26 protein-coding genes are annotated in these 23370 nt (G+C 68.9%); 9 read left to right on the plus strand and 17 right to left on the minus strand.

Annotated elements, in window-relative coordinates; all coding sequences use genetic code 11:
- The first annotated feature begins 7 nt into the window (after window positions 1–7).
- Together ON19_RS37515 and ON19_RS37520 are read left to right on the plus strand one after the other, a co-directional pair.
- Window positions 8–1237, plus strand: a complete 1230-nt coding sequence (locus ON19_RS37515; protein WP_043704238.1) for a cytochrome P450 family protein — start codon at window positions 8–10, stop codon at window positions 1235–1237.
- A 300-nt stretch (window positions 1238–1537) separates the two neighbouring features.
- Complete coding sequence (locus tag ON19_RS37520; RefSeq protein WP_043704240.1) at window positions 1538–2038, plus strand: flavin reductase family protein; 501 nt, start codon at window positions 1538–1540, stop codon at window positions 2036–2038.
- A gap of 32 nt (window positions 2039–2070) precedes the next feature.
- Here ON19_RS37520 and ON19_RS37525 read toward each other — a convergent pair whose 3' ends face one another.
- Together ON19_RS37525 and ON19_RS37530 are read right to left on the minus strand one after the other, a co-directional pair.
- On the minus strand, window positions 2071–2937 hold the full coding sequence (locus tag ON19_RS37525) for a TIGR03619 family F420-dependent LLM class oxidoreductase (RefSeq protein ID WP_043704243.1): 867 nt from the start codon (window positions 2935–2937) through the stop codon (window positions 2071–2073).
- On the minus strand, window positions 2934–3308 hold the full coding sequence (locus tag ON19_RS37530; protein WP_043704246.1) for a MerR family transcriptional regulator: 375 nt from the start codon (window positions 3306–3308) through the stop codon (window positions 2934–2936). Before ON19_RS37530 ends, ON19_RS37525 begins: the two co-directional genes overlap by 4 nt.
- Before the next feature lie 140 nt (window positions 3309–3448).
- On the opposite strand from ON19_RS37530, the gene ON19_RS37535 reads away from it, so the two are divergent.
- A complete protein-coding gene (locus ON19_RS37535) occupies window positions 3449–4576 on the plus strand; it encodes an acyl-CoA dehydrogenase family protein (protein ID WP_051169757.1) in 1128 nt (375 codons plus the stop codon).
- A gap of 99 nt (window positions 4577–4675) precedes the next feature.
- Window positions 4676–6919, plus strand: a complete 2244-nt coding sequence (locus ON19_RS37540; RefSeq protein WP_051169758.1) for a hypothetical protein — start codon at window positions 4676–4678, stop codon at window positions 6917–6919.
- An 11-nt stretch (window positions 6920–6930) separates the two neighbouring features.
- On the opposite strand, the gene ON19_RS37545 is transcribed toward ON19_RS37540, so the two are convergent.
- Window positions 6931–7791 carry an alpha/beta fold hydrolase gene (locus ON19_RS37545; protein ID WP_043704620.1) on the minus strand — a complete coding sequence of 287 codons (861 nt, stop codon included), beginning with the start codon at window positions 7789–7791 and terminating at the stop codon, window positions 6931–6933.
- Window positions 7792–7855: 64 nt separating this feature from the next.
- On the opposite strand from ON19_RS37545, the gene ON19_RS37550 reads away from it, so the two are divergent.
- On the plus strand, window positions 7856–8440 hold the full coding sequence (locus tag ON19_RS37550) for a TetR/AcrR family transcriptional regulator (RefSeq protein WP_083899977.1): 585 nt from the start codon (window positions 7856–7858) through the stop codon (window positions 8438–8440).
- A gap of 129 nt (window positions 8441–8569) precedes the next feature.
- On the opposite strand, the gene ON19_RS37555 is transcribed toward ON19_RS37550, so the two are convergent.
- From ON19_RS37555 to ON19_RS43220, 6 genes are all read right to left on the minus strand, one after another.
- On the minus strand, window positions 8570–9115 hold the full coding sequence (locus tag ON19_RS37555) for a GNAT family N-acetyltransferase (RefSeq protein ID WP_043704249.1): 546 nt from the start codon (window positions 9113–9115) through the stop codon (window positions 8570–8572).
- The gene (locus ON19_RS37560; RefSeq protein ID WP_043704252.1) at window positions 9112–10089 is read right to left on the minus strand and encodes an ABC transporter substrate-binding protein; all 978 of its coding nucleotides are present in this window, start codon (window positions 10087–10089) and stop codon (window positions 9112–9114) included. The genes ON19_RS37555 and ON19_RS37560 overlap by 4 nt, the downstream gene beginning before the upstream one ends.
- A gap of 33 nt (window positions 10090–10122) precedes the next feature.
- Complete coding sequence (locus ON19_RS37565) at window positions 10123–11205, minus strand: FecCD family ABC transporter permease (protein ID WP_043704254.1); 1083 nt, start codon at window positions 11203–11205, stop codon at window positions 10123–10125.
- Window positions 11202–12011 (minus strand): ABC transporter ATP-binding protein, encoded by an 810-nt coding sequence (locus ON19_RS37570; protein WP_043704256.1) that lies wholly within the window; start codon window positions 12009–12011, stop codon window positions 11202–11204. The genes ON19_RS37565 and ON19_RS37570 overlap by 4 nt, the downstream gene beginning before the upstream one ends.
- 61 nt (window positions 12012–12072) lie before the next feature.
- Window positions 12073–13377, minus strand: a complete 1305-nt coding sequence (locus ON19_RS37575; protein ID WP_043704258.1) for an MFS transporter — start codon at window positions 13375–13377, stop codon at window positions 12073–12075.
- Window positions 13374–13664: a hypothetical protein gene (locus ON19_RS43220; RefSeq protein WP_043704259.1), complete on the minus strand. Its 291-nt coding sequence runs from the start codon at window positions 13662–13664 to the stop codon at window positions 13374–13376. Before ON19_RS43220 ends, ON19_RS37575 begins: the two co-directional genes overlap by 4 nt.
- A gap of 193 nt (window positions 13665–13857) precedes the next feature.
- Here ON19_RS43220 and ON19_RS37585 point away from each other — a divergent pair, with 193 nt between their 5' ends.
- Window positions 13858–14553, plus strand: coding sequence for a DUF8020 domain-containing protein (locus ON19_RS37585; protein WP_043704262.1), 696 nt, complete (start codon window positions 13858–13860; stop codon window positions 14551–14553).
- Between the two features lie 115 nt (window positions 14554–14668).
- On the opposite strand, the gene ON19_RS37590 is transcribed toward ON19_RS37585, so the two are convergent.
- Window positions 14669–15364 carry an NAD(P)-dependent oxidoreductase gene (locus tag ON19_RS37590; RefSeq protein WP_043704263.1) on the minus strand — a complete coding sequence of 232 codons (696 nt, stop codon included), beginning with the start codon at window positions 15362–15364 and terminating at the stop codon, window positions 14669–14671.
- A gap of 203 nt (window positions 15365–15567) precedes the next feature.
- Here ON19_RS37590 and ON19_RS37595 point away from each other — a divergent pair, with 203 nt between their 5' ends.
- Window positions 15568–16059, plus strand: a complete 492-nt coding sequence (locus ON19_RS37595) for a MarR family transcriptional regulator (RefSeq protein ID WP_051169759.1) — start codon at window positions 15568–15570, stop codon at window positions 16057–16059.
- Here the strand turns inward: ON19_RS37595 and ON19_RS37600 are convergent.
- The 3 genes from ON19_RS37600 to ON19_RS37610 all read right to left on the minus strand — a co-directional run bounded on the left by ON19_RS37600 (window position 16045) and on the right by ON19_RS37610 (window position 18821).
- Window positions 16045–17106: an NAD-dependent epimerase/dehydratase family protein gene (locus tag ON19_RS37600; protein WP_043704264.1), complete on the minus strand. Its 1062-nt coding sequence runs from the start codon at window positions 17104–17106 to the stop codon at window positions 16045–16047. The genes ON19_RS37595 and ON19_RS37600 overlap by 15 nt on opposite strands.
- 106 nt (window positions 17107–17212) lie before the next feature.
- Window positions 17213–17455 (minus strand): hypothetical protein, encoded by a 243-nt coding sequence (locus ON19_RS37605; protein WP_043704627.1) that lies wholly within the window; start codon window positions 17453–17455, stop codon window positions 17213–17215.
- Window positions 17456–17657: 202 nt separating this feature from the next.
- A complete protein-coding gene (locus ON19_RS37610; protein ID WP_051169760.1) occupies window positions 17658–18821 on the minus strand; it encodes a lipase family protein in 1164 nt (387 codons plus the stop codon).
- A 495-nt stretch (window positions 18822–19316) separates the two neighbouring features.
- Between ON19_RS37610 and ON19_RS42715 the strand changes: the two genes are divergently transcribed.
- Together ON19_RS42715 and ON19_RS37620 are read left to right on the plus strand one after the other, a co-directional pair.
- Window positions 19317–19709, plus strand: a complete 393-nt coding sequence (locus ON19_RS42715) for a hypothetical protein (protein WP_157230074.1) — start codon at window positions 19317–19319, stop codon at window positions 19707–19709.
- 595 nt (window positions 19710–20304) lie between these two features.
- Window positions 20305–20772 carry a PaaI family thioesterase gene (locus ON19_RS37620; protein ID WP_043704265.1) on the plus strand — a complete coding sequence of 156 codons (468 nt, stop codon included), beginning with the start codon at window positions 20305–20307 and terminating at the stop codon, window positions 20770–20772.
- Between the two features lie 61 nt (window positions 20773–20833).
- Here the strand turns inward: ON19_RS37620 and ON19_RS37625 are convergent, their stop codons facing one another.
- The 4 genes from ON19_RS37625 to ON19_RS37640 are packed head-to-tail and all read right to left on the minus strand — an operon-like array spanning window position 20834 to window position 23370.
- Window positions 20834–21676, minus strand: coding sequence for an acyl-ACP desaturase (locus tag ON19_RS37625; RefSeq protein ID WP_043704266.1), 843 nt, complete (start codon window positions 21674–21676; stop codon window positions 20834–20836).
- Between the two features lie 16 nt (window positions 21677–21692).
- Window positions 21693–22541 carry an SAM-dependent methyltransferase gene (locus ON19_RS37630; RefSeq protein WP_043704267.1) on the minus strand — a complete coding sequence of 283 codons (849 nt, stop codon included), beginning with the start codon at window positions 22539–22541 and terminating at the stop codon, window positions 21693–21695.
- A complete protein-coding gene (locus tag ON19_RS37635; RefSeq protein ID WP_043704268.1) occupies window positions 22538–22804 on the minus strand; it encodes an acyl carrier protein in 267 nt (88 codons plus the stop codon). Before ON19_RS37635 ends, ON19_RS37630 begins: the two co-directional genes overlap by 4 nt.
- Window positions 22801–23370: a PaaI family thioesterase gene (locus ON19_RS37640; protein ID WP_051169762.1), complete on the minus strand. Its 570-nt coding sequence runs from the start codon at window positions 23368–23370 to the stop codon at window positions 22801–22803. The genes ON19_RS37635 and ON19_RS37640 overlap by 4 nt, the downstream gene beginning before the upstream one ends.

A 23370-nucleotide genomic window follows, 5' to 3' on the forward strand; every position in this document is an offset into this window, starting at 1 on the left:
AGTCCCGATGGACACACAGCCCCTAGTCCTCGACCCGACGGGCGCCGACATCCACGGTGAGTCCGCTCGAATCCGTGCGCGCGGGCCGATGGCCCGAGTCGAACTGCCCGGCGGCGTGCAGGCGTGGTCGGTCACCGACGCCGGCGTGCTCAAGCGGTTGCTGGCGGATCCCCGGGTGTCGAAGGATGCCAAGCAGCACTGGCCCGCGTTCATCAACGGCGAGATACCCCAGGACTGGCCGTTGTTCCTGTGGGTCGCCGTGAACAACATGTTCACCGCGTACGGCACGGACCATCGCAGATTGCGCAAACTGGTCGCGCCCGCGTTCACGCACCGCCGCACCCAGGCGATGCGGCCGATGATCGAGCAGATCACCGCGAATCTGCTGACCGAGCTCGCGGCGACACCGCAGGGCGAAGCGGTCGACCTCAGGGAAGGGTTCGCCTATCCGCTGCCGATCCAGGTCATCAGTGTGCTGATGGGCGTTCCGGAATCCCTGAACGCCGGCCTGCGCAAGTGCGTCGACGGCATCTTCGATACTTCGCTCGGACCGGAGGAGTCGCAGGCGAATTACCTGGAGATGTACCGGATCCTCGGTGAGCTCGTCGCCCATCGGCGCGAGAACCCCGCCGACGACATGACCAGCCTGCTCATCTCGCACCGCGACGAGGAGGACGGCTCGCAGCTGACCGAGCAGGAGCTGATCGATACGCTGCTGCTCGTGATCAGCGCCGGGCACGAGACCACGGTGAATCTGTTGGACCAGGCCGTGTTCGCGCTGCTGACCCACCAGCAGCAGCGCGCCGAGGTGACCGAGGGACGCGCGACCTGGACCGATCTGATCGAGGAGGCGTTGCGCTACGAGGCGCCGGTGGCGCACCTGCCGCTGCGCTTCGCCGCCGACGACATCGAGATCGACGGCCTGCGCATCGCCAAGGGCGAGCCGATTCTCGCGTCCTACGCCGCGGCCAACCGGGACCCGAACCTGCACGGCGCCACCGCCGAGGAGTTCGACGTGCGGCGAGCTACCAAGGAGCACCTGGCCTTCGGCTACGGGGCGCATCACTGCCTGGGTGCGCCGCTGGCCCGGATGGAAGCCGAAATCGCCCTGCCCGCCCTCTTCCGGCGCTTCCCGAACATGCGCCTGGCGGCCGGACCCGCCGAACTCGGCACGGTGTCCAGCTTCATCTCCAACGGGCACGCCAGGCTTCCCGTGTACCTGGAACCGGCGGACTAGCGGCGGATCCGCGCCCCCGGTGCGGCCGGGGGCGCGCGTAGGTCCGCTCGCAATGTGGCGACCGCCACTATGCATTTTCAGTGTCGGCGCGGAAGCCGTTGTGGTGGACTATCATCCACGGGATGTGGATCGGAATGAGCTGATCTACACGGCCGTCGCACGGGCGCCCCACCCCTGCCGGCGTCGGCGTCTCAGACGACCTGCCGCCGCGGTTATCGGGTGAGCGCTGCTCGTCCGGCATGTTTGCGTGATGATCGCGCGGGCATCCGGGAAAGACGTCGCATCACGCTGGGAGGACCGATGGCTACCGAAGACCGGACCGCAGTGTTCGACGCGGTGGTCGCGGCGGCGGACTATCCCGTCCTGCTGGTCACCGTGCAGGCGGAGGGCAGGCGCGCGGGCTGTCTGGTCGGCTTCGCGACGCAGGTCAGCATCGAGCCGCGCCGGTTCCTGATCGGCTTGTCCAAGAAGAACCACACCTACCGGGTCGCGCAGCGCGCCGACCGGCTCGCGGTGCATGTGCTCAGCAGCGAACAGCTCTCGCTGGCCCGGCTTTTCGGTGGTGAGACCGGCGACGATATCGACAAATTCGTGCACTGCGACTGGCATCCCGGCCCCGGTGGCATTCCGGTGCTGAGCACGGTGCCCAGCTGGTTCAGCGCCCGGATCCGCGAGCGTTACGACTTCGGCGATCACGTCGGATTGCTGCTGGAACCCGAGGACGCCGCCGTGGTGCGGCATCCCGCGCAGACACTGCACTATCACTCGGTGGCGGATCTGGTTGCGGGCCACGCCGTCTGAGGAGGTTCCCGCCATGGATGCCTGCGCGAACGCTACTTTCGTGCGTTCGCAAGATCGAATCGATCGGCGAAGGCGGACAGCTCGTCGCGGGCGCGCTCGAGGTCGCCGGTGCTCGCGCTCACCACGACACGCGTGACACCCTCTTCGGCCAGTCCCTCGACCCGATCGACCGGCATGTCGATCGAGCCCCAACGCGTGTAGTCGAACGCCTCGGTGGTCCTACCCGCTGCTCCGGCCGCGGCGTGGGCGATCTCCAGTTGGGTGGCGCGTTCGGCCGGCCCGAGCATCCCGCCCGGGAAGTAGCCGTCGCCGCGGGACCCGGCGCGCCGCGCCGCGGCACGGCTCGATCCGCCGACATGGATCGGCAACGGCTCGCCCCCGAACGGTTTCGGAAAACTGCACAGGTTCTCGAATCGGAAGAACTCCCCGTCGAAGCTCACTCCGTCGGCGTCGCCGGACCACAGCAGTCGCAGCACGTCGATGGCCTCGTCGGCGCGGCGGCCGCGGCCGGCGAAATCGACGCCGACGGCTTGCGCCTCACCGGGCAGGCTGCCCAACCCGACCGTGAGCAGGCGCATCCGTCCTTTGGACAGCACATCGATCGTCGCGAGGCGTTTGGCCAGCACCACCGGATGGTGATAGGGCAGCAGCAGCACGGCGGTGCCGAGCAGGATCCGGTCCGTCGCGGCGGCCACGAAGCTCAACGCGTCGAGCGGGTCGGCGAACGGGACCGACGGTGTGATCTCCATCGGCCCGACCGTGGCGCCCGGGTACAACGCGATGTGCTCGGGCAGGTAGATCCCCTCGAATCCGCAGCGCTCGGCGTGCTGGGCGTAGCCGATCAGCCGATCCGGGTCGACGCCGAAGAAGGGTGTGCTGTAGCTGACCGCGAATTTCACCGCTGCTCCTCGATTCGGTCGAACTCGCAGGCCGCCGCGAGCCGGTCGTTCAGGTGACGCCGGACGTGCTCCAGCCGTTCCAGGTACGAATCGACCTCGGCCAGCTTGCGCCGCAACGTGGAGACCGAGTCCGGGCAGACGTCGCCGGAGCCGTTACCCGCCCGCAGGCAGGCGACGAACGGGCGGATCTCGTCGAGGTCGAAGCCCGCGCCGAGCAGTTCGCGGATATTCGCCACGATCAGCACTTCCGCGTCGTCATAGGAGCGGTACCCGTTGGCGGCGCGGTGCGGCCGGACCAGGCCGTGCTCCTCGTAATACCGCAGGGCGCGCGTGCTGGTGCCCGCCCGTTGCGCCAGTTCGCCGATGCGCATCCGTCCTCCCTCGTCTTCGTCACCGCAACGCTAAACCTTCTCGTCGATGTCAAGGCAAGCCGCCGCTGGCACTGCGTACTCTCGGAACGAATCCATGCGGCGGTCTCGTCCGCCGATTCGCTCCGACCAGAAAGCATTTCGTGACGAACGCGCATTTCTTTCTTCCGGTCCGCGACAGCGAGCGGGAACTGCTCGACCGGGTGGCCGACCTGGCGGCCGGGTTCGCCGCCGTGGCGGCCGATTACGACGAGCGCGCCGAACTCGCCGTGGAGCATCTGGACGCGTTGCACGGCGCGGGGGTGAACCGGGCGGTCCTGCCGGAGCCGGCCGGTGGCACCGGTCTGAGCTACCAAGGGCTCGGGCGCCTGGTCCGCATCCTCGCGAAAGCCGATCCGTCCACCGCGACGATCTGGACGATGCACGCGGGGGCTGGTGTCGCCCTCGCGGAATTGACCACCGACACATCGGGATCGTTCTTCGCCGAGGAGTTCCGCGCCGGCAGGCATTTCGCGAACGCGCTGTCGGAACCGGCCAGCGGAAACCGCTTTCTCCAGCCGCAGCAGATCGCCGTGCCGATCGAGGGTGGGTGGTCGCTCAGCGGGGCGAAGCGGTTCGTGTCCGGCAGTGAGATCGCCGACTATCTGCTGGTCAACGCGCTCGTGGACGGGGAGCCCGCGTTCTTCGGCGTGGTCCCCGACGATACGGTGTCGATCATCCCGATCTGGGACACCCTCGGCCTGCGCGCGACGCGTAGTCAGTTGCTGGCGTTCGACGACACCGTTCTGCGTGCCGAGTACCGCGGTCGCGCTCCGCGCCCGGGGGATTTCGCGGTGATCCCGGCCGGTCTGCCCGCGATCTCGCTGGGAATCGCCGATGCGGCACTGGAGGCGCTGGTCGAGCACGCACGGGCCAGGGAGATCCTGGGCAAGCCCTTGGCGCACCAGCAGTGGGTGCAATACGAGGTCGCGGACGCCCAGATCCGGCTCGCGGCGGCACACACGCTCTACGAGCAAGCGCTGTGGCAGGCCGACAACGGGATCCCGCTGTTCTTCGACAACCTCTCCCGGGCCAAGTATCTAGCGAACAAGGTCGCGGTCGAGGTGGCGCAGCTGGGCGTCCGGATCGGCGGCGCTTCGGGGTATCTCAAGCGATCGCCGATCCAACGCCACCTGCGCGATGCCCAAGCCGGTCAACTCATGGCGTATTCGACGGAGGTGATCGCCGGCGTGATCGGCCGGGGAGTCCTCGGTGTGCCGGACGAAGCGTGAATCGCGGAGATTCGATGGAGCGCCCGACATCGAGTATTGGGACATAAGGCGCGAACCGGTCGTCGCGTGTTCACCCGGCGCGGCTAAACTGCGCGCCTTGTGAGTACTGCCGCGGCATCCGGACCGAGAAAAGAGCGTTACGTCTGGGGCGCGGCGACCGTCGTCGGAGTCATCGCCGGATATGTGTCGGTGCTGCTGGCCGACGCCAGGCACTACTACACCGACGACACCGAGGCGCAATACGCCCCGATGTGGGTGATGCTCGGAGAGTTGTTGCGTGCGGGCCGCTTTCCCGCGCTGGTCCCGCACGAGTGGATGGCGGGCAACTACACGCTGGAAGAGGCGGCGCTGTTCAATCCGCCGCAGCTGCTCGTCTATCTCCTCGCGCCGTCGATGGACGATCTCGCCGCCTACGCGACGGCGGTGAAGCTCGTCTTCTCGATCATCGCCGCGCTCGGCGTGTTCCGCATCTGCCTCGCCTACGGCGCCCGTCCACGATGGGCCGCCGTCGCGGGTATCGCGTTCCCGCTCAGCGGCTGGTTCCTGTTCTTCGACCAGGCCAGCTGGTTCACGCCGCACGTGGCGACCGCCTGGATGGTGCACGCCTGGGCGTCGGCGGTGCAGTACACCCGCGGCCGGAGCGGACCGCTGCCGGTCTTCGTCTTCCTCTACCTGACGCTCACGGTCCAATACGCCTTCCCCGCGGTGGAATCGGCGCTGATCATCGTGGCGGTCGCGGCAGGCGAGGTCGTGCATCAGCGCCGGTGGGCGCCCGCGGTGCGGCTGTGCCTCGCGGCAGGGTGCGCGGCGCTCACCGCGGCGATCGCGAACCTGTCCGGCATCCTGTCCTCGCAAGTGACCTGGCGCGGCAGCGTACAGATCCACAACGACCCGTTCCTGACGGTGCCGTGGTCGGAGTCGCTGAACGCGAGCCTGCCGAGCACGACCCCCGCGTTCACCGCCTGGTGGGGTCACGTCCAGCCGTTGCCGATGGTCTACATCGCCTGGTTCCTCATCCCGGCGCTCGCGTTCGTCGACTGGCGTGCCGCGCGCACCGCCGTACGGGATTTCAGCGGCCCGATTTTCTTCGCGGTGGCGGTGCTGATGTGGACGGCCGGGCCCGGGGCCATCGGTCCGCTGCGCTGGCCTGCCCGGGTGCTGCCGATGCTCGCCATCGTGCTGCTCGTGCTGGTCTGTGTCGCGCTGAGCCGCTACGGCACGTTCGCCGCCTCGCGCCGCCGTGCCACGGCCGCCGCCGTGCTGATCGGGCTGTTGTTCGTGCGGTCGGTCTCGGCCGCTCCCGAACTGGTATTGCGGCACGTGGCGGGGGCGCTGGCGGTGGGCGCGCTCGGCGCCGCCGCCGTATGGCTGGCCCGCCACCGGGGCGCCGCCGCCGCGTGCGCACTGGCCGTGCTCGCCATGTTCCCCATCGCCTATGCGCAGGTGGCCGGTGCGCCGATGACGCCGATGTCCTACGACTTCCCGGAGCGGCGCTCGGCGATGCGCGCGGCCTTCCCCGATTTCGACGGCCTCACTCTGCAATTGGCCGACCGCGCCGCCGTGCGCCCCGAGGACCGCAACCTGGCCGGCGCGTACGGCTCGCTGGCCATCGGCAACTACGCGAAGGCGCTCGGACTCGACTACGTCAACGCCTATACGCCGATCGGGCACGCCGCCTTCGCAGGCATGCTGTGCATGGCGTGGGACGGCAGCACCTGCCCCGACGCGTTCCGCCGTGCCTTCGCGACCGAACCCGTCACCGGGGCGCGGATCGTCGACCTGATGAAGGTCGATCGGGTGGTCCTGCACCGCACGCAGTACCCGGACGCCCGCGACCGCCCAGCGCCCCCGGGCTGGCGGTGGGCCGACTATCCGGGACACGAGCATCACATCTGGGTGCTGGAACGCGCCGACGGGCTCGCGTCCGCCCGCGACGGGGCGATCGCCCACACCGCGGGAGTGACCGCCGAGTCGGAGAGTTCCCTCGACGACATCACGACCCGGGCCGTGGTCAGCTCGGCGAGTGGTGGGCGCATAGTGTTCGCCCGGCTCGCCTGGCCGGGGCATCGGGTGACGCTGAACGGGCGCGAGTTGGCGACAGGCACGATCGGTGGCGTCTTCCTCACCGTGGACGTACCGGCGGGCACCGACGGCGCCGAGTTGGTCGTGGACTGGCGTCCACCCGGCAGCGGAATCGGGATCGCGACCACCGCGGCCGGACTCATCGGGCTCGGCCTGTTGCAATGGACATACCACCGGACACGGCGGCGCACGACCGACGAACCGTCGGAGGCCCCGAAGATCGTCATACCGCCACCGGCGCTGGTGCCCGTCGAGGCGTGAGTACCACGCGATCAGCGGGTGGGCGGCTCCGGCGAGGCGTGCTGCCCGACGAGGAACGCCGACATCGCCTCGGCGACCGCGGCGGGCTGGTCGAGCATGGAAAGGACGTACGCGTCATCGATTTCGACCAGCCTCGCCTTCGGGATGAGTGCGGTGAGCCTGCGCCCGTGCTCGCGGGGCATCACCTTGCCCGCCGACGACCACAGGATCAGCGCCTCACCCTGGAAGTCGCGCAGCGCTTCGGTGTTCGCGATCAGTTCCGTCTTGCGGAAGCCCGACTTGGTGTAGGCGAGCAGGTCCCGCCGGATTCGGGCATTCCGCAGCCCCGGCTCGGTCCAGCCGCGCACCAGCGCGTCGGACAGCGGGCGCCGCGCCATCCAGCCGAACAGCAGCGGCGAGCGGCGCAGCCACCGAACGCGTAACTGCCGCAGCGCCAGCGAGATCCCGCCGGGGAGGTAGGTGGCGACGGTGGCCATCTTGCCCGGCAGACCGGGCGGGAAGTTGTCGAATGCCTCGCACGGCAGCACGATCAACCTGCCGACGCGTTGGTCGAGCCCGTAGGCGGTGAGGAACAGCGCGCCGCCCCAATCGCTGTGCACGAGCGTCACGTCGCGCAGCTCCAGCGCGGCGAGGAAATCGGCGACCAACTGATTCAGGCCGCGCAGGCTCAGGTCGACGCCGGGACGCAGCGGCAGGGGATGAGCACCGAGCGGCAGGTCCGGCAGCACGTACCGGAAGCCCGCGGGAAGTGCGTCGAGCACCTCGTCCCACAGCGTGTGGTTCATCAGCAGGCCGTGCAGCAGGACGACCGGTGGCCCCTCGCCCCGTTCGACATAGTGCATCCGGCCCGCGGGTAATTCGACAACAGGCATGTCCGCCTCCATCCGAGCGATCGCTCTAGAGTGTTTGCTCTAGTCTGGAACGGTGACCGAGAGAATGTCAACCAGTACCCGGGAACGCCTCGTCACCGCGACGGCCGAGCTGATGCGCACGCAGGGCTACGCGGGAACCAGCGTCAAGCAGATCACCGTCGCCGCCCGCGCTCCGATGGGCTCGCTCTACCACCACTTTCCCGAAGGCAAACCGCAGATCGCCGCCGCGGCGCTGCGCACATCAGGTGCCGCGTACATCCAGTTGCTGCCGCTGCTGCTCGATCCGCACGACGATCTGCGCGAGGCGGTCCCCGCCGCGTTCGCGGCGGCCGCCGAGCAGATCGAGCAGACCGGCTGGATCAACATGTGCCCGGTCGGCACGGTCGCGGGCGAGGTCGCCGACAGCGAACCCGCGCTGCGCGAAGTCGCCGCCGAGGTCATGGCCGCCTGGATCGACGAGGGCACCGGCTACTTCGTCCGCCGCGGCCTGCCCGCCCCGGAGGCCCGCGAGTTCATCCTCGCCGTGCTCACCGCGCTCGAGGGCGCTTTCGTCCTCAGCCGCACGCTCCGCTCGACCGAACCCTTGCACGCGGCGGGGCGGTCGTTGCGCGCCCGCGTCGAGGAAGTGCTGGCGGGGGTACGCGGATAGCGGCTCACGCGTCGAGCGAACGCCCGCTCGCTTCGAGTGCCTCGCGCGGGAGCGGGATCGGTGTCGCAGGCCACGTGGCCCGCGACACCGATTGTCCTCTGCCGCTTCGGTGTTCGGTGGCCAGGAGAGCTACGGGCGGGTCAAAGGGATTTCCAGGTGCACGGTCTGGAACCCGGGACCGGGTAGGCGCGCGTCGTGGACGATCTCGCCGAAGGTGAGCCAGAAGTCCAGCGCACCCGGTGTCCTGGCGTCGGTGTGCAAGTACAGCCGTTCGAATTCCGGTGTCGCGGATACGTAGTCGACTGCTGCCCGGACCAGCCGTGTGGCAAGGCCGCGCCGGTGGTGTTCCGGGCGGACGTAGACCCGGAACAACTGTGCGGTGCCCTGGTCGGGGAACTGTTCGACCAGCCACTCGGGGTGCGGTGGATGGCGAGGGCCGCGAGCGCGAATCGCCGTGGTGGCGACGATGCGGCCCTCGTGCTCGGCCACCCAGAGGCGGTTGAGCGGGTTGCGCAGGTACACCGTCTCCGGGTCGATGACGTCGTGGTGGTGCTCGGGCAGATACCCGATGCCGAACACCTCGTAGAAGGTGTCCAGCATGACGCTGCGGGCGCCGGGGAGATCCTCCGGTCCGGCCACGCGGAGCCGGTAGCCGGTGGCCGCGGGCGCGCTCACCGCTGCGCTCCGAGCTCGCGGTCCAGCACTTCCAGCCCCTCGACGGCGACCGGCCCCGGACCGGTATAGCCGAACGGGACGGCGAGGACGCGGTTTTCCCGGATCGCCCGCAGCCCGGCCAGTTCGGGGCGCGCACGCAGTGCCTCGCGCGCGGATTCCGGGGTCTGGGAGCCCTGGGTGAGCAGGATGATCACCTCGGGATCGCGTTGGATCAGGGTCTCGGTGTTGACCTCGAAATTCCGCTTCGCGACGTCTCCGAACACGTTGTCCAGCCCGAGGATGCGCATCTGCGTCGCCACCGTGCTCGCGCTGCCGTAGGCACTGAGCTTCGCGCCGTCACGCGAGATGATCAGCGCCCCGGCAGCTCGGGCCGCCCGGTCGGCGCCGTGGCGGCCCGCCACCGCCGCTACCCGCTGTCGCAACGCGCTGACCTCGGCGTTCGCCGCCGCGGACGTGCCGAACAACCGGCCGTACAGTTCGATGTCGGCGAAGATGTCGTCGTAGCTTCCCGCGGCATCGCGGCAGTAGCCCCGGCTCACCAGCAGCGGAATGTTCACCCGCGCCAGATCATCGGGCGTGACCGCGGCGCCCTCGAAACTGACGACCAGGTCGGGCGTGCGATTGATGATCTCCTCCCGCGCGAGTTCGCCGGTGGGAGCGATGATTTCGATGTTCTGCAGCGCCCCGGCGTACGCACCGGGGAACGGCGCGGTTTCGAAGGTGCGGGTGACGATGCGGTCGGCCGCGCCCGCGGCCGCGATGAGCGGAGCAGCGACGGAGCCGACGGTGACGACGCGCCGGGGCGCGGCGGTGAAGGTGACGTCGCGGCCGCAGCTGGAGATCGTCAGCGGAAATCCCTCCGACGCTTCGACGGTGGTGGGAGCGGGGCTGCCGCAGCCGGTGAGCAGCGCCGCGGCGAGCAGCGCGACAGGTAACGGCGCGAGCCGGGTGGCTCGGGGCGGACGAATGGACACGGTGATCGGTATTCCTCTCCGGATGAGTGGCTCTCAGGTGGGTGACTGCCGGAAACGGCGGATCAGTACCAGCAGCAGCGGCGCGCCGACGACGGCGGTGACGATCCCCAGCGGTAGTTCGCGAGGCGCGAAGACGACGCGGGCCACGACGTCGGCGACGACGAGGAACAGCGCGCCCAGCACCGCGGACAGCGGGATCAGCCTGCGGTGCGTCCCGCCGCCGCACAGGCGGGCGACGTGCGGCACGATCAGGCCGACGAAGCCGATCGCACCCGACACCGCGACGACCGCGCCGATGGCGAGCGCGACCACGCCGAGCACCAGCATCCGGAGCCGGACCGGGGACATGCCCAGGGCGCGGGCGGTGTCGTCACCCGCGGCGAGCACGTCCAAGCGCGGTGCCAGCAGCAGCAGCGCACCGGTCGCGGCCGCGGTGACCAGCGCCGTGGTGCCCACCGACGACCAGCCCGCCGAGCTGAGCGAGCCCAGCAGCCAGAACAGCACCGTCCGGGCGCCTTCCTGGTTGTCGGAGGCGAAGATCAGGAAGCTGGTGGCCGCGGAGAACAGGTAACCGATGGTGACCCCGCCCAGCAGCAGCCGCAGCGACGTCATCTGCCCGTTGATCCTGGCGATGGCGAACAGCAGCACCGTCGCGGCCAGCGCACCGGCGAACGCACTGGCGGCCAGCGCGGCCGCGGTGCCCGCCGTGACACCGAACAGCAGCGACACCGCCGCGCCGGTCGAGGCGCCGGAGGTGACACCGAGGATGTGCGGGTCGGCGAGCACGTTGCGGACCAAGGTCTGTAGTACCGCGCCCGTGACGGCCAGTGCGGCGCCGACCATGGCGCCGAGCAGGACGCGTGGCACTCGTACCAGCCAGACGATGGAGTCGTGGGCCGGTGCCCAGTCCGCCACGGCGGGCACCCCGAAGACATGGTGGCCGACGATGCGCGCGACGGTGCCGGGCGGCACCCAGACCGGGCCCAGTCCGGTGGCGACGACCAGCAGCACGATCAGTGCGGCGCCGAGCCCGCCGAGCCACAGCGCGGTGGTCGCGCGGTGCCGGGCGTGGTCGAGATCGTCGGCGTCTTCGGTGCCGGGCAGGGTCGCGGTCATCGGGCGGCCGCCTTTCCGGAGTCGAGCGCCTCGGCCGGGGAGACCGTGCGGCGGGGACCGAACAGCAGTTGGGTCGCGCCGAACGCGGCCGACATGTGGACCGCGACCTTGTAGACGGGTTCGAGGATGCCGGGAGTCAGCACTTCCTCGACCGGGCCCGCGGCGGCGACCCGGCCTCGGTGCAGCAGCACCAGGCGGTCGCAGTAGCGGGCGGCCAGGTTCAGATCGTGCAAGACGACCAGGGTGGTGGTCGTCGTGAGATCCCGGATCAGACCGAGTAATTCGTGCTGATAGCCGATGTCGAGATGATTCGTCGGTTCGTCGAGCAGCAGGTGGTCGGCCTGCTGTGCCAGCGCCCGCGCGATGAGCACTCGTTGACGCTCTCCGCCGGAGAGGGCGGTGTAGGGGCGATCGGCCAGATGACGGGCGCCGACGCGATCGAGCGCGGCCGCGGCGGCGATGCGGTCGGCGCGCGAATATCCGTGCAGCGCACCGGCCCAGGGGGCGCGGCCGAGCAGCACCGTCTCGGCGACGGTGATCGGTGTCTCGGCGGGCGACTCCTGGGCGACGACGGCCAGTCGCGCTGCCAGCGCCCGGCCGCGCAGGGCCTCGACCGGCGTGCCGTCGATGACCACCCTCCCCGATCGCGGCCGCAACGCGCGGTAGAGCAAACGCAGCAGTGTGGATTTGCCCGAGCCGTTGGGGCCGATGAGGCCGACGGTGGCGCCGGGCTCGGCGACCAGGCCCACACCGTCGAGCACGATCCGGCCGCCGTAGGAGAAGGCCACGTCGTCCACGGTGATCATCGGTTCGCCACCTCCGCGGCGAATCGTGGCGGCGCGGCCCAGTCAGCCTGATCGTGAACAGTCATCGGGCGGATTCGCCTTTCGCCGTGCGACCGGACGTCGCGGTGATCGGTCGGGGATGCGCTGTGATGGCCTCGGGGAGGCAGCCGCGCCCGCGCAGCAGCAGTACGGCGAGGGCGGAGAGAAAACCGATGCCCGTGCACAGCAGGGCGGGCGGCCAGGTCAGCTGTCCGCCCGCGTGGTCGACGGCCGTGCCGACGAGGCTGGTGGACGCCACGGTGAACACGCCGGAGGCCAGATAGAAGGCGCCGAAGTAGGTTCCGGTCAGGTCGGGTCCGCTGAAACGCGGGATCGCCTCGTTGACGAAAGGCTGCACGGCCATCACGCCGAGCGCGAGTACCACCGCGGCGGCCACGACCGGCGCCACCGCGACCGCGACCGGACCATCGCCGTGCGGCGACAGGACGAGTCCCGCGGCAGGCGGGAGGAGGAACGCCGCGCCCAGCACGGCCATGCCCAGCGCCATCGCTGAACCTCGGTCGGTGCGCCGGGCGAGCATCCTGGTGATCGGAACTTGCAGCGCCACCACCGCTATCGTCTCGACGACGAACAGCGCCGCCACCGCCGCCGGGCCTGCGGCCGGCCCGGCGAGCTCCTGCACCTGCAGCGTGAACAGGAAATAGATCTGGCTCTGCAGCGCGAACATGCCCATGAGCGCCAGCGCGAAAGCCCAGAACCGGCGATCGGCGAACACCCGCGCGAAATCCGCGCGCAGCGCGGTGTCCCGGGGCGGCGCAGGTCGAGCGGGCAGCAGGATCAGCTGGGCGACGGTCAATCCGGCGAAGACGCAGGCCGCGGCAACCGCCGTCAACCGGAATCCGAGGCCGGCCAACAGGGTTCCGATTACCGGTCCCACCGCCGAGCCGGTATTGCCGAAGACGTTGAACAGGGCGAACGCTTCGGCCGCCCGTTCGCCGCTGTCGCGGGCGATGTAGGCGCGCACCGCCGGGTTGAACAGCGCGCCCGCGAAGCCGGTGAGCACCGACGCGAGCAGGACCACCGGCAGCGAGCCGCCGACGGCGAACAAGGCGAATCCCGCCGCACGGATGCTCGCGCCGACGATGATCACGCCGCGCGCGCCGAGGCGATCGGCGGCCGATCCGCCGACCAGGAACAGGCCTTGCTGACTGAGATTGCGCACGCCGAGCACCACACCGACCACCGCCGCCGACAGCGCCAGATCGGTGCGCAGATACTCGGCCAGGAACGGCACCAGCATGAAGAACCCGATGTTGCCGACGAGCTGGTTCACCAGCAGCAGGCGCACCGAGAGCGGGAACGTGCCGAACACCCCGAGCCCGGTCATGCGGCCGCTCGCACGCGCCGCACCCCGAGTCGGGGCCGGTTGTCGGTCGCGGCCCGTACCCGCGTGCCCGGCTCGGCGAGGGTGTGCTCGACGACGTGCGGGTCGTCGGCCCAGTGCTCGGCACCGGAGATCGCGGTCGGCACACCCGCGCTGTCGGCCACCGCGAACGCGATGGCGGCGCTACCCGTACCGGTGGGGCGTGGGGTCATGGCCCCGTCACGGATCCCGGCGGAGAGCAGGGTGCTCATCGAGCCGACCGAGCTCTGTGCCGTCAGTAGATGTCCCACATACCCTCCAAGCTTCGAGCGGCACGTAATGATAACCATTATCGTTTGCTCGGCGAGCGGTTCATCGACCGGAATCGGTAGCCATCCTGTGCCGCAAAGGATTTCATCGGAAGTTGTCGATAACGATAATCATTATCAATAATGATCTCGGTCGCGCACTCGGCGCGACCGAGATCGTGATGAGGAAATCACCATGCTGACGAGGATTTTTGCCGTGCCCGCCCTGGCACTGGCCGCCCTGACCGCCGTCGCGGGCACGGCGTACGCCGACCTGGGCAACGACCAGCCCATCTCGTTCACCGCGCACGCCACCGACACGTCCTCGATCATCGAGATCGACTCCGGTGCACTGGTGGTCGAGGACCGGACGCTGAAGGTCCGGTCCCGAGACGGCGTCACCGTAGCCGGGACACCGCTGACGTTCACCGTCGACGAGTTCGAGTTCCCGATCATTGCCGAGATCTCCGGGCGCACGGCGACGCTGACGCCGGATCTGTCGATGGACCGCGCGGTCTACAAGCCGGTCGCCCTGCCGTTCGAGGACAAGGCGCCGTGGAAGACCGAGTACGACCGTGAACAAGCCGCTTGGTCCCGCATGACCAGCACCATCAGCATGGGCGCCACCATCGGCACCCTGGTCGGCGGGCTCGGTGGCGCGGCGGTCGGCTGCGTGCTCGGCGGCGTCGCGGGCGCGACCATCGCCGCGGGGACCATCGCGGGCCTGTTCGGTCCGTTCATCCCGGCCGCGGCCGTCGGCTGTCTGGTCGGCGTCGCCGCGGTCGGCGCTCTCGGCACCGTGGCCGGCCAGATCCTGGTCACCGCCCCGGTGGCGGTCGGCGCCGCGATCCAGTACTTCACCACGATCAACGCGCCCTACCCGGCGAAGTAGCCCTGCCATGCCCATCCGCTCGTGGACGAATGATGCCGCTCGTTGTCCGCAGCGAGCGGATGGGCTGGAAGGGGGGGCGGCGCTACGCGACTGTGACCCGGCGTGGCCGCCGTGCTCAACGCTTGCCGAATGCCTCGGTACGGATCAGTTGGAGCAGGCCGGGGTTGTTCGAAGTCGTTGTCACACTGACCGTCCGGCGGATGTGCCCGTCACCTTCGGCGAGTCGCAGCAGGCAGGCGGCCAGGTCCGCGCGGGAGGTGAACCGGCCTTCGGCATGGCCTTCGGCCACGGTGTAGTCGGTGACGGTGGGGGAGGTGTAGAGGCCGCTGGGGCGCACTATCGTCCAGTCGAGTTCGGTCGCGGTGAGCAGGGACTCCATCGCGCGCATGTCGTCGTACAACGTCCTGCCCATGACGCGGGTTATGTACGGCTGTAGGACCCGATTGAACAGGAAGCCCGCGTCCGCGTACGGCTGGGGCGCCACGGCACTCGATGAGACGACCGCGAGACGGCGAATGCCGTGCTTGCGCATCGCGGCAACCATATTCGCCGCGCCGGCCGAGTACGTCGTGATCGGCTGTTTGCTGAAGGGGACACCCAAGGTGGACAACACCGCGTCGCCACCGTTGACCGCCGCCTCGACCGACGGGAGGGAGAAGACGTCACCCTCGAGCGTGGTCAACCGCTCGTGCTCGAGGGGGAACTGCGACGGCCTGCGGGTGACGGCGACCACGTCGTGGCCTGCGGTCAGGGCCTGAGAGCTGAGCAGGCGACCGGTGGGGCCGTTGGCTCCGAAGACGACGAGACGCATGAGATTCCTTCGGGTTCGATACGGGCGCCGGACGTGGCGTCCATAGAGGCAGATATTACGAAACTCATATTACATAGTTCGGAGTTCATTTGATATGAGGTCCGTAACACTTTCGCCTGCGATCGTCCCGGTCGGGGTCGACCGACCGCGACAACCTGACACGTAAGATATGGAATCCATACGAAAGGCAGGAGGGTGGCAGCGTGAGCGCAGCGACCGGCAAAGCGGCCGAACGGCAGCATCGTCGGCTGTCCAACGCCGTCAAGGAGGCGCTGCGGGAGCTGAACGGTCAACTCGCCGTGCTGAACCGCCGCTTCGGCAGCAAGGTGGAACTCAAGGACGCCGACTGGACCTGCCTGGACCTGATCAATCGGTACGGCCCGCTGACACCGAGCGCGCTGGCCCGCCGCGCCGCTCTGCATCCGGCCACGCTGACCGGCATTCTGGACCGGTTGGAGCGCGGCGGCTGGGTCGCCCGCGAGCGTGATCCGGCCGCAGGCGACCGGCGCGCGGTCGCCATCGTCGCGCTGCGTGAGCGCAACCAGGAGCTGTACGGTTTGTTCGCCGGAATGAACGGACGCATGGACCATCTGTGCGACGGCTACAGCAACGCCGAACTCGAACTCATCGCGGATTTCCTACGCCGCGCCGCCGCCGCAGGCCACGATTCGGCCGAAGAACTAGCCGACTCCTAGCTCACGGCCGCCCACGCCGGAGGCGAACTCGCGCCATCGCCAGGGTCCGCCCGCGTCGCGAGCCAGCGGCGGGGTGTCCTCGCCCGCCCCCGCACGTAAACCGGAGAGCAAGTGCTGGAGGGCCTCGACCGCCGTGAACCGTGGCGTCCAACCCAGTTCGGCTCGCGCGCGCCCGGTGTCCAGGATCGGCAGATGCATCACCCCGTCGAACAGGTCCGGCGCGGCGGGCAAGGTCCGTGCGTGCCATCCCATGGCGAGCGCGGCGCGGACGACCGCGGGCGGCACGGACACCACCCGAGCCTGGAACACCTCGGCCAACCGGGCGTGGTCGATCACCGGTTCCGCGGCGAGATTGAACGGTCCGCGCGCGTCGGTCGTGATGGCCAAGGTGTAGGCGCGGCCGATGTCGGCACTGTGGACCGCCTGGAATCGCAGGCCGCGCGGAATCGGCAGGATCGGCGGAAGTCCGGGCCGGATCAGGCGATTCGGTAGCAGGGGTCCGGCGAACAGACGCCGCTGCTGGCTGGCGGTCTCCCGCCGGAAGATGAACGCCGGTCGCATGCGAACCACCCGCCGGTCCGGTTCCTCGGCCTCGAAACGATCCAGAAGTCGTTCGACATAAGACTTTTCGCGCATATACGCGGCAGGAGGCCATCCATCGGTCGGCCAGCTCTCCGGCACCGGCTCGTCGTCCTGGCACGGGGAGTAGGCGCCGACCGACGAGGCGTAGATCAAAGCGGGAACCTGTGCCGCGGCCACGGCGCGCAAAACGCGTTCGGTGCCGCCGACATTCGCGCGCCAAGTGACCAAGGGCTGATGGGTGGGCTGGAACAACCATGCCAAATGCACGACGACGTCGGCTCCATGGAAATGGGATTCCAGATCGTCGGTTCGCACATCCGCGCGCACCCATTCGACGCCGTCCCGGAGCTTGCCCGGCACGCGCCGCGCGATGCCGACGATCGAGGTGATCCCTGCTTCGGCCGACAGCGCCTCCAGCACGCTCGTTCCCACGTTTCCGGTGGCACCGACCACAACCACACGCATGTCTGCTCCTCGGCTCGGCGGCGAGATTCGTCAGATGTAGCCAGCATCCAGGATGCGGGGAGGGCGGCCCCACAGGCTGCGCCCTCCCCGCCGATCGTCTGAAACGTCAGATGTCGGATTTCGCGAGACGCTTGGCCAGAAGCTCTTTTCCGAGCCGGCCACCTTTCCGGCTGTCGGCTTGCGCCTTGCGGAAGAACTCCACCAGCTCGCTGTCGTCAGCCCGTTCCGCATCCTGAATGAACGTATCCAGGCGCAACGCGTTCTCCAGGGACGCCTCGACGAACCAGATCAGGTTGTAGTCCTTGTCCTTCGTGCCGGTAATGGTGCCCGTTTCCTGCTGCTTGGTCATCGTCATTCCTCTCGGTTCCGGTCCTGGACGGCGCGTCGGGCTCAGTCCTGTCCGAGCACGTGCGCCAGCTGCTTCTAATCGCGGCTTACCCCGCATAGCTCCACGCAATCCGGCTTCGTGCCGGCCGCCTGATGTCATCCGGCCCGGAGGGAGAACGTCTGTCGCGGTCGTGCGACCGACAGGCACCGAAGGGCTGGATTCGTCAGCAGTTGGAAGGCGCGGGCTCTCCGCGAACTCGGCCTTCGAGCCACGTCGCCACCGCGGGGGCGCCCATGGCCGCCGCGGACAGATGGTCGAAGGCGGGCACGTGCACCACCTGCACCGGCACCCCGGTCGCGCACCAGCGGCCGGCGGTGTTGTCGATGGCCCTGATCGGAATCAATGGGTCGCTCGGCGAATGCCATTCGAATATCGGGGTTTGCGGAGCGCCGCCGTAGAGCTCCACGCTGTTCTCCTCCACCACCGACCAAGCGTCGGGTGTGTTGTCGAAGACAGAGGGGCTGTCGACGAAATCGCGCGCGCTGCCGCCCGCGCCGATGGCGAGGATGTCGTTGGTGCAGCTGTTGGCCATGGCATCACGCAGCGCGCGGCCGCGAGCGTTGAGATTCGTGCTGATCGGCACGCGGTCCGGGTACTCCCGCTCGAGACCGATCGCCGCCGCCATGGCCAAGCCGAAGGCCGGGTGCGGGTTGAGTCCCAGCCCCTCCGCCATCGCCTTCAGGTTCATCGGGGCGCCGCCGATGGCCGCGCCCGCCAGGCGCAGGTCCGGAGCGTAGGACGGCTGCAGCGCGGCCGCCCAGGCCGTGGCGAGACCGCCGCCGGAGTAGCCCGCCAAGGCAACCGGGCTGTGTTCAACGGCGAGTTCGGGCAGTTGTCTCGCCGCACGGATGCCGTCCAGCGTGATCTGGCCGCCCAAACGCCCGGCGCCGAGTGCGAAGTGCGGACCGAGATGGTCCGGCAGCGCCAGACTCCAGCCCTGTTGCAGCAGCACGTTCAACATCGGCGTCGCCATCGACAGATTGAAATCGTTCGCGTAGAGCAGGTGCGATACCGCACAGCCGGTGCCGAGCGAATTGATGAAGTGCTGATACGACAGCAGCGGCATGTCGGGGCGATGGAAGGCGGGGGTGACGATCGTGGTGGTCGCCGCGATCGGCGCGCCCCGCGAATTGGTGGACCGGAACTCGACCAGCCTGACGGCGGCGCCGGGGAAGGAGGCCAGCGGCGGCAAAGGCCGCACCTCGAGCACGTCACCTGGTCGGTGCGCCGCCACATTGGCTGGGGCCGCGTAGAACGGGTCTGGATCGGGCAGCGGATATATCGGCTCCGCGGTTGCCGTCGTCGCCAGCAGCAGCGTGAATGCCATACCGCCGATCGCACCGAGGGCGCGGGCCGAACCGCTGCGTTTTCTGGCGAGGATACGAAGAAACGGACGAGTCACGACCTTGACCTCCAGGGGTAGTTCGCCGCATTCGTCGAGTAGTGGACTGAATCCATCTGTACCGCCAGCAAATTACCAGCGACATCTAGTGGTTAGACCGGAATGCGCCAAATAGCCCATTTACAGGCGGGAGAACTGCGAATCCCGACGCCTCCGTTCGCGGTATCGTGGAGTGCAGCAACTTTGTAGCCATTGACGTGCCGACGCTTCGACTCGAAAGATCAGCCGCGTTGAGGGCGTGGATCCGATCCGCGGCGTGTTCATAGCCATGCGAACGGTCGACGACACCGTCCGTATGGCGGTCCACACTCGCTGCCGTCGCGAGCATCCGGACCCCGAAGGGGTTGCCACGCGGCGCGAGCCCGGCTTGGCTGGATCACATACACAGCGATGAGGTTCAGGACGAAGGAAGGAGCGGTCATGTCCAAGAGAGCAGCCCATAAGGTCCGCGAAACCGGCTCCGGGTCACCTGAGACGGCACGTTCGGGGCCGGACACCGAAACCGCATCGCCGCCCCCGACCACCAAGCGCGCCGGATTGTCCGTCCCGGTTCCAACGGTCGGGGTACGGATGGCGCGCGTCCCGCTTCCGCCCGGGCCGCGCACAGTGGCCGGCGGTGTGGCGTCGGCGACCGCGGCGGTGCGCAATCGGGTGCCGGATCGGGAGTCGTTGCTCTACTTCGGCGGGCTCGGGGCGGCCGCGGTCACCGGGGTGGTGTCGTGGCCGGTAGCCGGTGCGATCGGCGTCGGCGTCTGGGTGGCGGAGCATGCCCGTCGCGATTCGGACACCGCGCGCAGCCCAGCTCGCGAGTAATCGTGCCCAGGACTCGGCCACGATCGCTCCCTGATCCGCGGTGCCTCCGTACCGGCGTCGGCGAGCGCTTCGCCGACGTCGGCCGGACCGGGCCGGACCGACGACTGATAAATCGCCGCGTGACGGTGAGGTGACCTATCCGCCGAGGTGGGTGTGGGGTGTAGAAGGCGCCATTGCTGGTGCCGCTCCGGGTTGTGACCGTGATGCTGACGACGCCGCACCGGCGGGCGCTGTGGCCCGGAGCAGCGTGTCGGACGCGACGGTGAAGAGGGCGTCGTCGTGGTGCCGAAACGTACCGCGCTCGCTCCGGTGAATCGCGTACCGGTGAGGATGGCGGAATCCGACCTGCCGTGGGATGGGGCGCCTCCAGCGGCACCGGCGGGTTGCCACGGTGCCCGAGTCGGTGGTCGCCGCACTCTGGCATGATGAGTTAAAGATATAGACAGTATTTCACTGTGTCAATGGATCGGTGGAACCGCCCGGGTCGCACGTCCTATCGGCCGATCGAAACCCGGTATGCAATCGGGTGGTGTCGGCTGGAGTTCATCGGGTGCTGATCGAATAGCGGGGCAACGTTCGCCAGGGAGGAAAAGCCATGACCAGCATCGACACTCACGCCAACGGGACCGTGGCGTCCCGTGTCACCGAACTGACCACGGTTTTCGAGCGGGGGCTTCGCGAGAATCTCGGTGTCGGCGCGTCTCTGGGCATTCGACTGGAGACGGCGGGCGACGGCTACACCCGGTACTACCTCGACCCGAACCCGGCCACCATCAACGCCATGTTCACCGTGCACGGCGGGGTGCTGGCCACCTTGATGGACACGGCGATGGGCAGCGCGGTCTTCACGAAACTCGGCGACGGCGTGGCCTATACGACGCTCGAGCTGAAGGTGAACTTCATCCGGCCGGTGACGCTGGACGGCTCGCGGCTGACCTGCGAGGCCAACGCGGTGCACGTCGGACGGCGCACGGCTACGGCGGAGGGCCGGATCACCGACGCAAGCGGCAAGCTGATCGCGCACGGTTCGACCACGATCCTGGTGTTGCAGCCGGAGAACTGAACGCCGAGAAGGGCCCTGTCTCCGAAGCCGTTCGGAGACAGGGCCCTTCGGCTTTACGAGTTCACGCCAGCGATCGGCACTCGTCGACGAAGCGCACCAGTTCGTCGAGGCGATCGCTGCGGGCGTCCACCGCGCGATCGATCACCTTCACCAGGTGCTCGTAGGCCTCGGTGTGGTCGTAGGCGGCCACGTCGGCGATCTTCAGCGCCCATCGCCAGTAGCCGCGCATGGTATCGGCCAGTGGCATGCGGAAGGTGGCGATCACCTCGCGGATCGGCTCCACGGTGGCGTCGCCATGGACGCGTAGGTAGCGGCCGACCACGTCGGCCATGAAACTGAAATGCCGCGCCTCGTCGCGCGACAGCCGCGCCAGTACCGCCGCGAGCACCGGGTCGTTCACCACCTCGCGCAGGTGCTGGTAGTACATCTGCGTCGCCTTCTCCTGCACCAGCGCGTAGGCGAAGAACTGCACCGGATGCCGATATGGCAGGTCGAACGGTTTCTGCCCCTCGATCGCCAGTTCCGTGCGCAGCGCACCGCGTTCGGCGATGCCGGACGCTTCCTGGTAGCGGGTCAGCGCGCGTGCGTGCGTGTCCTCCTCCAATGCCCAGCGGACGGTGAAGTGGTAGAGCTCGCGGTTGTGGATGAACGCCTCCCGGTCCACGGTGTCGTCCACCGGGAAGTACCGGTGGTAGACGTCGAAGTAGCCGGGCAGGTGGTCCTCGATGAGGGTGACGAACTGGACCGCCGACCGCTGGCCCTCGGTGAGCCGGCCCGCGTCGGCGCGGGACCAGTCGAACGCGGTCTCCACATCCCAGGCCCGCGTGGCGGGCGACGCCGCGAGGAACCCGTCCACAGCCGCGGCGACTTCGTCCACGGGAATCAGCGCCGATTCGATGTTCATCTTTCGCTCCTCCCGTTCAGCGGGCGTTCCGGCAGGTCAGCGCGTAATGCTTGGTGGTGTAACCCCATCCGGCGTTCGCGATCTCCAGGTAGTGCCGCAGCTTCGCGGCCAAGCCCGGCCCGTGTGCGTCGATGCGTTCGGCGGCGGCATCGACTCCTGTGATCCAATCGTCGATGGTGCGGCGATAGTGCTCGGTGAGGTCGTCCACCGCGATGATGGAGAATCCCGCGTCCTCGGCGGCGGTCACCAGGTCCGAGAGCGGACGCAGATCGCCCCAGCCGAAAATGTCCTCGCGCACGAACTCGGTGCCGTCCTTGGCGTCGAACGCCGTGCGTGCTGCCGCGTTGCGGAAACAGCTCTCCGACACATACAGCGTGCCGCCGCGACGCAGCACCGCGCGGGCCCGGCGGAAGATCGCGCCGAGGTCGGGCATGTGCACGATCGAGCCGAGCAGCGTCACCGCGTCGAATCCGCGCGGCGGCAGTTCCAGCCGCTCGAAGTGGCCGACCCTGGTGTGCACCCGATCCGCGAGGCCACGGGCGCGCGCCTGCTCGGCGATGTACTCGTGCTGGCGTGGCGCCGGGCTGACACCCGTTGTCTCGCAGCCGAATTCCGCGGCCATGAACAGGATCAGCGAGCCCCATCCGCAACCGACGTCCAGCAGGCGTTCGCCGCCGGTCACCCCGAGCCGGTCGGCCACGAATCGCAGCTTGCGCCGCTGCGCCTGCTCGAGCGTGTCGGACTCGGACTCGTAGAGCGCCGAGCTGTACTTGCGCAGCGGGTCGAGGAACTGGCCGAAGACGTCCGGGTCGAGGTCGTAGTGCTGGTTGGTGTCGGCGGTGACCGGCTGATCGGTGACGGTCACGCCGCCGCCTCGCGCAGCGCCTTGCCGACCACCGTGACGACGTCGTTCAACGAGGACAGGCCGAACACGTCCTGGTCCTCGAGTTCGATGTCGTAGGCGCGTTCGATCTTGGCGACCATGCGCAGCACGCGCACCGAGTCGACGCCCGCCATGCCGCGCAGGTCCAGGTCGGGACGCAGTTCCGACTCCGGGATGCCGGTCTCGGCAGTGGCGATCCCGGTGACCGTGCGCAGGATGTCGTCGGCGGTGTGGGTGGTGGTCATGGGTGGACTCCGTTCGGTGCGAGGGCGGTTCCGGTGGACAGGGCGTGGGAGAGCGCGGCGACCTCGTCGTCGCCGAGGGTGAGCTGATGGCGCACGTCGTCGAGCGCGAACGGCTGGTAGGCCGCGGTGGAGCTGGCGCACACCAGGCCGTCGGCGTCCCGGATCTCCGCGGACGCCTGGATCGGGCGGTCGTCCTCGGCGCCGGACAGTGTCGCGACACAGTGGTATTCGCGACCCACGAGCAGTGGTGTGAGGAAACGGGTGCGTTGCGTGACGGTGAACGCCGGGTGGTGGCGAGCCAGGACGATGAGGTTGCCCATCACCTCGTCGCAGATCACCCCGATCAATCCGCCGTGCACGACGCCGGGGTAGGACTCGAACTCGCGCCCGAGCCGGAACCGGGCTTGCAGCCCGTCCGGATGCGGGGTGAAACGCAGGCGCAGACCGGTCGTGTTGTGCGGCGAGCAGCCGAAGCAGCGGTAGTCCGGGATCACCGACCAGGGCACCCGGACGGTGTCCACCCCGCCGTGCACGGTGTCCGGGCCGAAGGCGCTGTCGTGGTCCAT

This window comes from Nocardia abscessus NBRC 100374 (genome assembly GCF_000308455.1).
In the GTDB taxonomy this organism is placed as follows: domain Bacteria; phylum Actinomycetota; class Actinomycetes; order Mycobacteriales; family Mycobacteriaceae; genus Nocardia; species Nocardia abscessus.

Excerpts from the sequence above, each read along its gene's own strand:
- ON19_RS37515 (WP_043704238.1), top strand. The coding sequence starts at position 8 with ATGGACACACAGCCCCTAGTCCTCGACCCGACGGGCGCCGACATCCAC.
- ON19_RS37520 (WP_043704240.1), top strand. The coding sequence starts at position 1,538 with ATGGCTACCGAAGACCGGACCGCAGTGTTCGACGCGGTGGTCGCGGCG.
- ON19_RS37530 (WP_043704246.1), bottom strand. The coding sequence starts at position 3,308 with ATGCGCATCGGCGAACTGGCGCAACGGGCGGGCACCAGCACGCGCGCC.
- ON19_RS37545 (WP_043704620.1), bottom strand. The coding sequence starts at position 7,791 with ATGCCTGTTGTCGAATTACCCGCGGGCCGGATGCACTATGTCGAACGG.
- ON19_RS37550 (WP_083899977.1), top strand. The coding sequence starts at position 7,856 with ATGTCAACCAGTACCCGGGAACGCCTCGTCACCGCGACGGCCGAGCTG.
- ON19_RS37565 (WP_043704254.1), bottom strand. The coding sequence starts at position 11,205 with ATGACCGCGACCCTGCCCGGCACCGAAGACGCCGACGATCTCGACCAC.
- ON19_RS37570 (WP_043704256.1), bottom strand. The coding sequence starts at position 12,011 with ATGATCACCGTGGACGACGTGGCCTTCTCCTACGGCGGCCGGATCGTG.
- ON19_RS37575 (WP_043704258.1), bottom strand. The coding sequence starts at position 13,377 with ATGACCGGGCTCGGGGTGTTCGGCACGTTCCCGCTCTCGGTGCGCCTG.
- ON19_RS37585 (WP_043704262.1), top strand. The coding sequence starts at position 13,858 with ATGCTGACGAGGATTTTTGCCGTGCCCGCCCTGGCACTGGCCGCCCTG.
- ON19_RS37590 (WP_043704263.1), bottom strand. The coding sequence starts at position 15,364 with ATGCGTCTCGTCGTCTTCGGAGCCAACGGCCCCACCGGTCGCCTGCTC.
- ON19_RS37600 (WP_043704264.1), bottom strand. The coding sequence starts at position 17,106 with ATGCGTGTGGTTGTGGTCGGTGCCACCGGAAACGTGGGAACGAGCGTG.
- ON19_RS37605 (WP_043704627.1), bottom strand. The coding sequence starts at position 17,455 with ATGACCAAGCAGCAGGAAACGGGCACCATTACCGGCACGAAGGACAAG.
- ON19_RS37610 (WP_051169760.1), bottom strand. The coding sequence starts at position 18,821 with ATGGCATTCACGCTGCTGCTGGCGACGACGGCAACCGCGGAGCCGATA.
- ON19_RS42715 (WP_157230074.1), top strand. The coding sequence starts at position 19,317 with ATGTCCAAGAGAGCAGCCCATAAGGTCCGCGAAACCGGCTCCGGGTCA.
- ON19_RS37620 (WP_043704265.1), top strand. The coding sequence starts at position 20,305 with ATGACCAGCATCGACACTCACGCCAACGGGACCGTGGCGTCCCGTGTC.
- ON19_RS37625 (WP_043704266.1), bottom strand. The coding sequence starts at position 21,676 with ATGAACATCGAATCGGCGCTGATTCCCGTGGACGAAGTCGCCGCGGCT.
- ON19_RS37635 (WP_043704268.1), bottom strand. The coding sequence starts at position 22,804 with ATGACCACCACCCACACCGCCGACGACATCCTGCGCACGGTCACCGGG.
- ON19_RS37640 (WP_051169762.1), bottom strand. The coding sequence starts at position 23,370 with ATGGACCACGACAGCGCCTTCGGCCCGGACACCGTGCACGGCGGGGTG.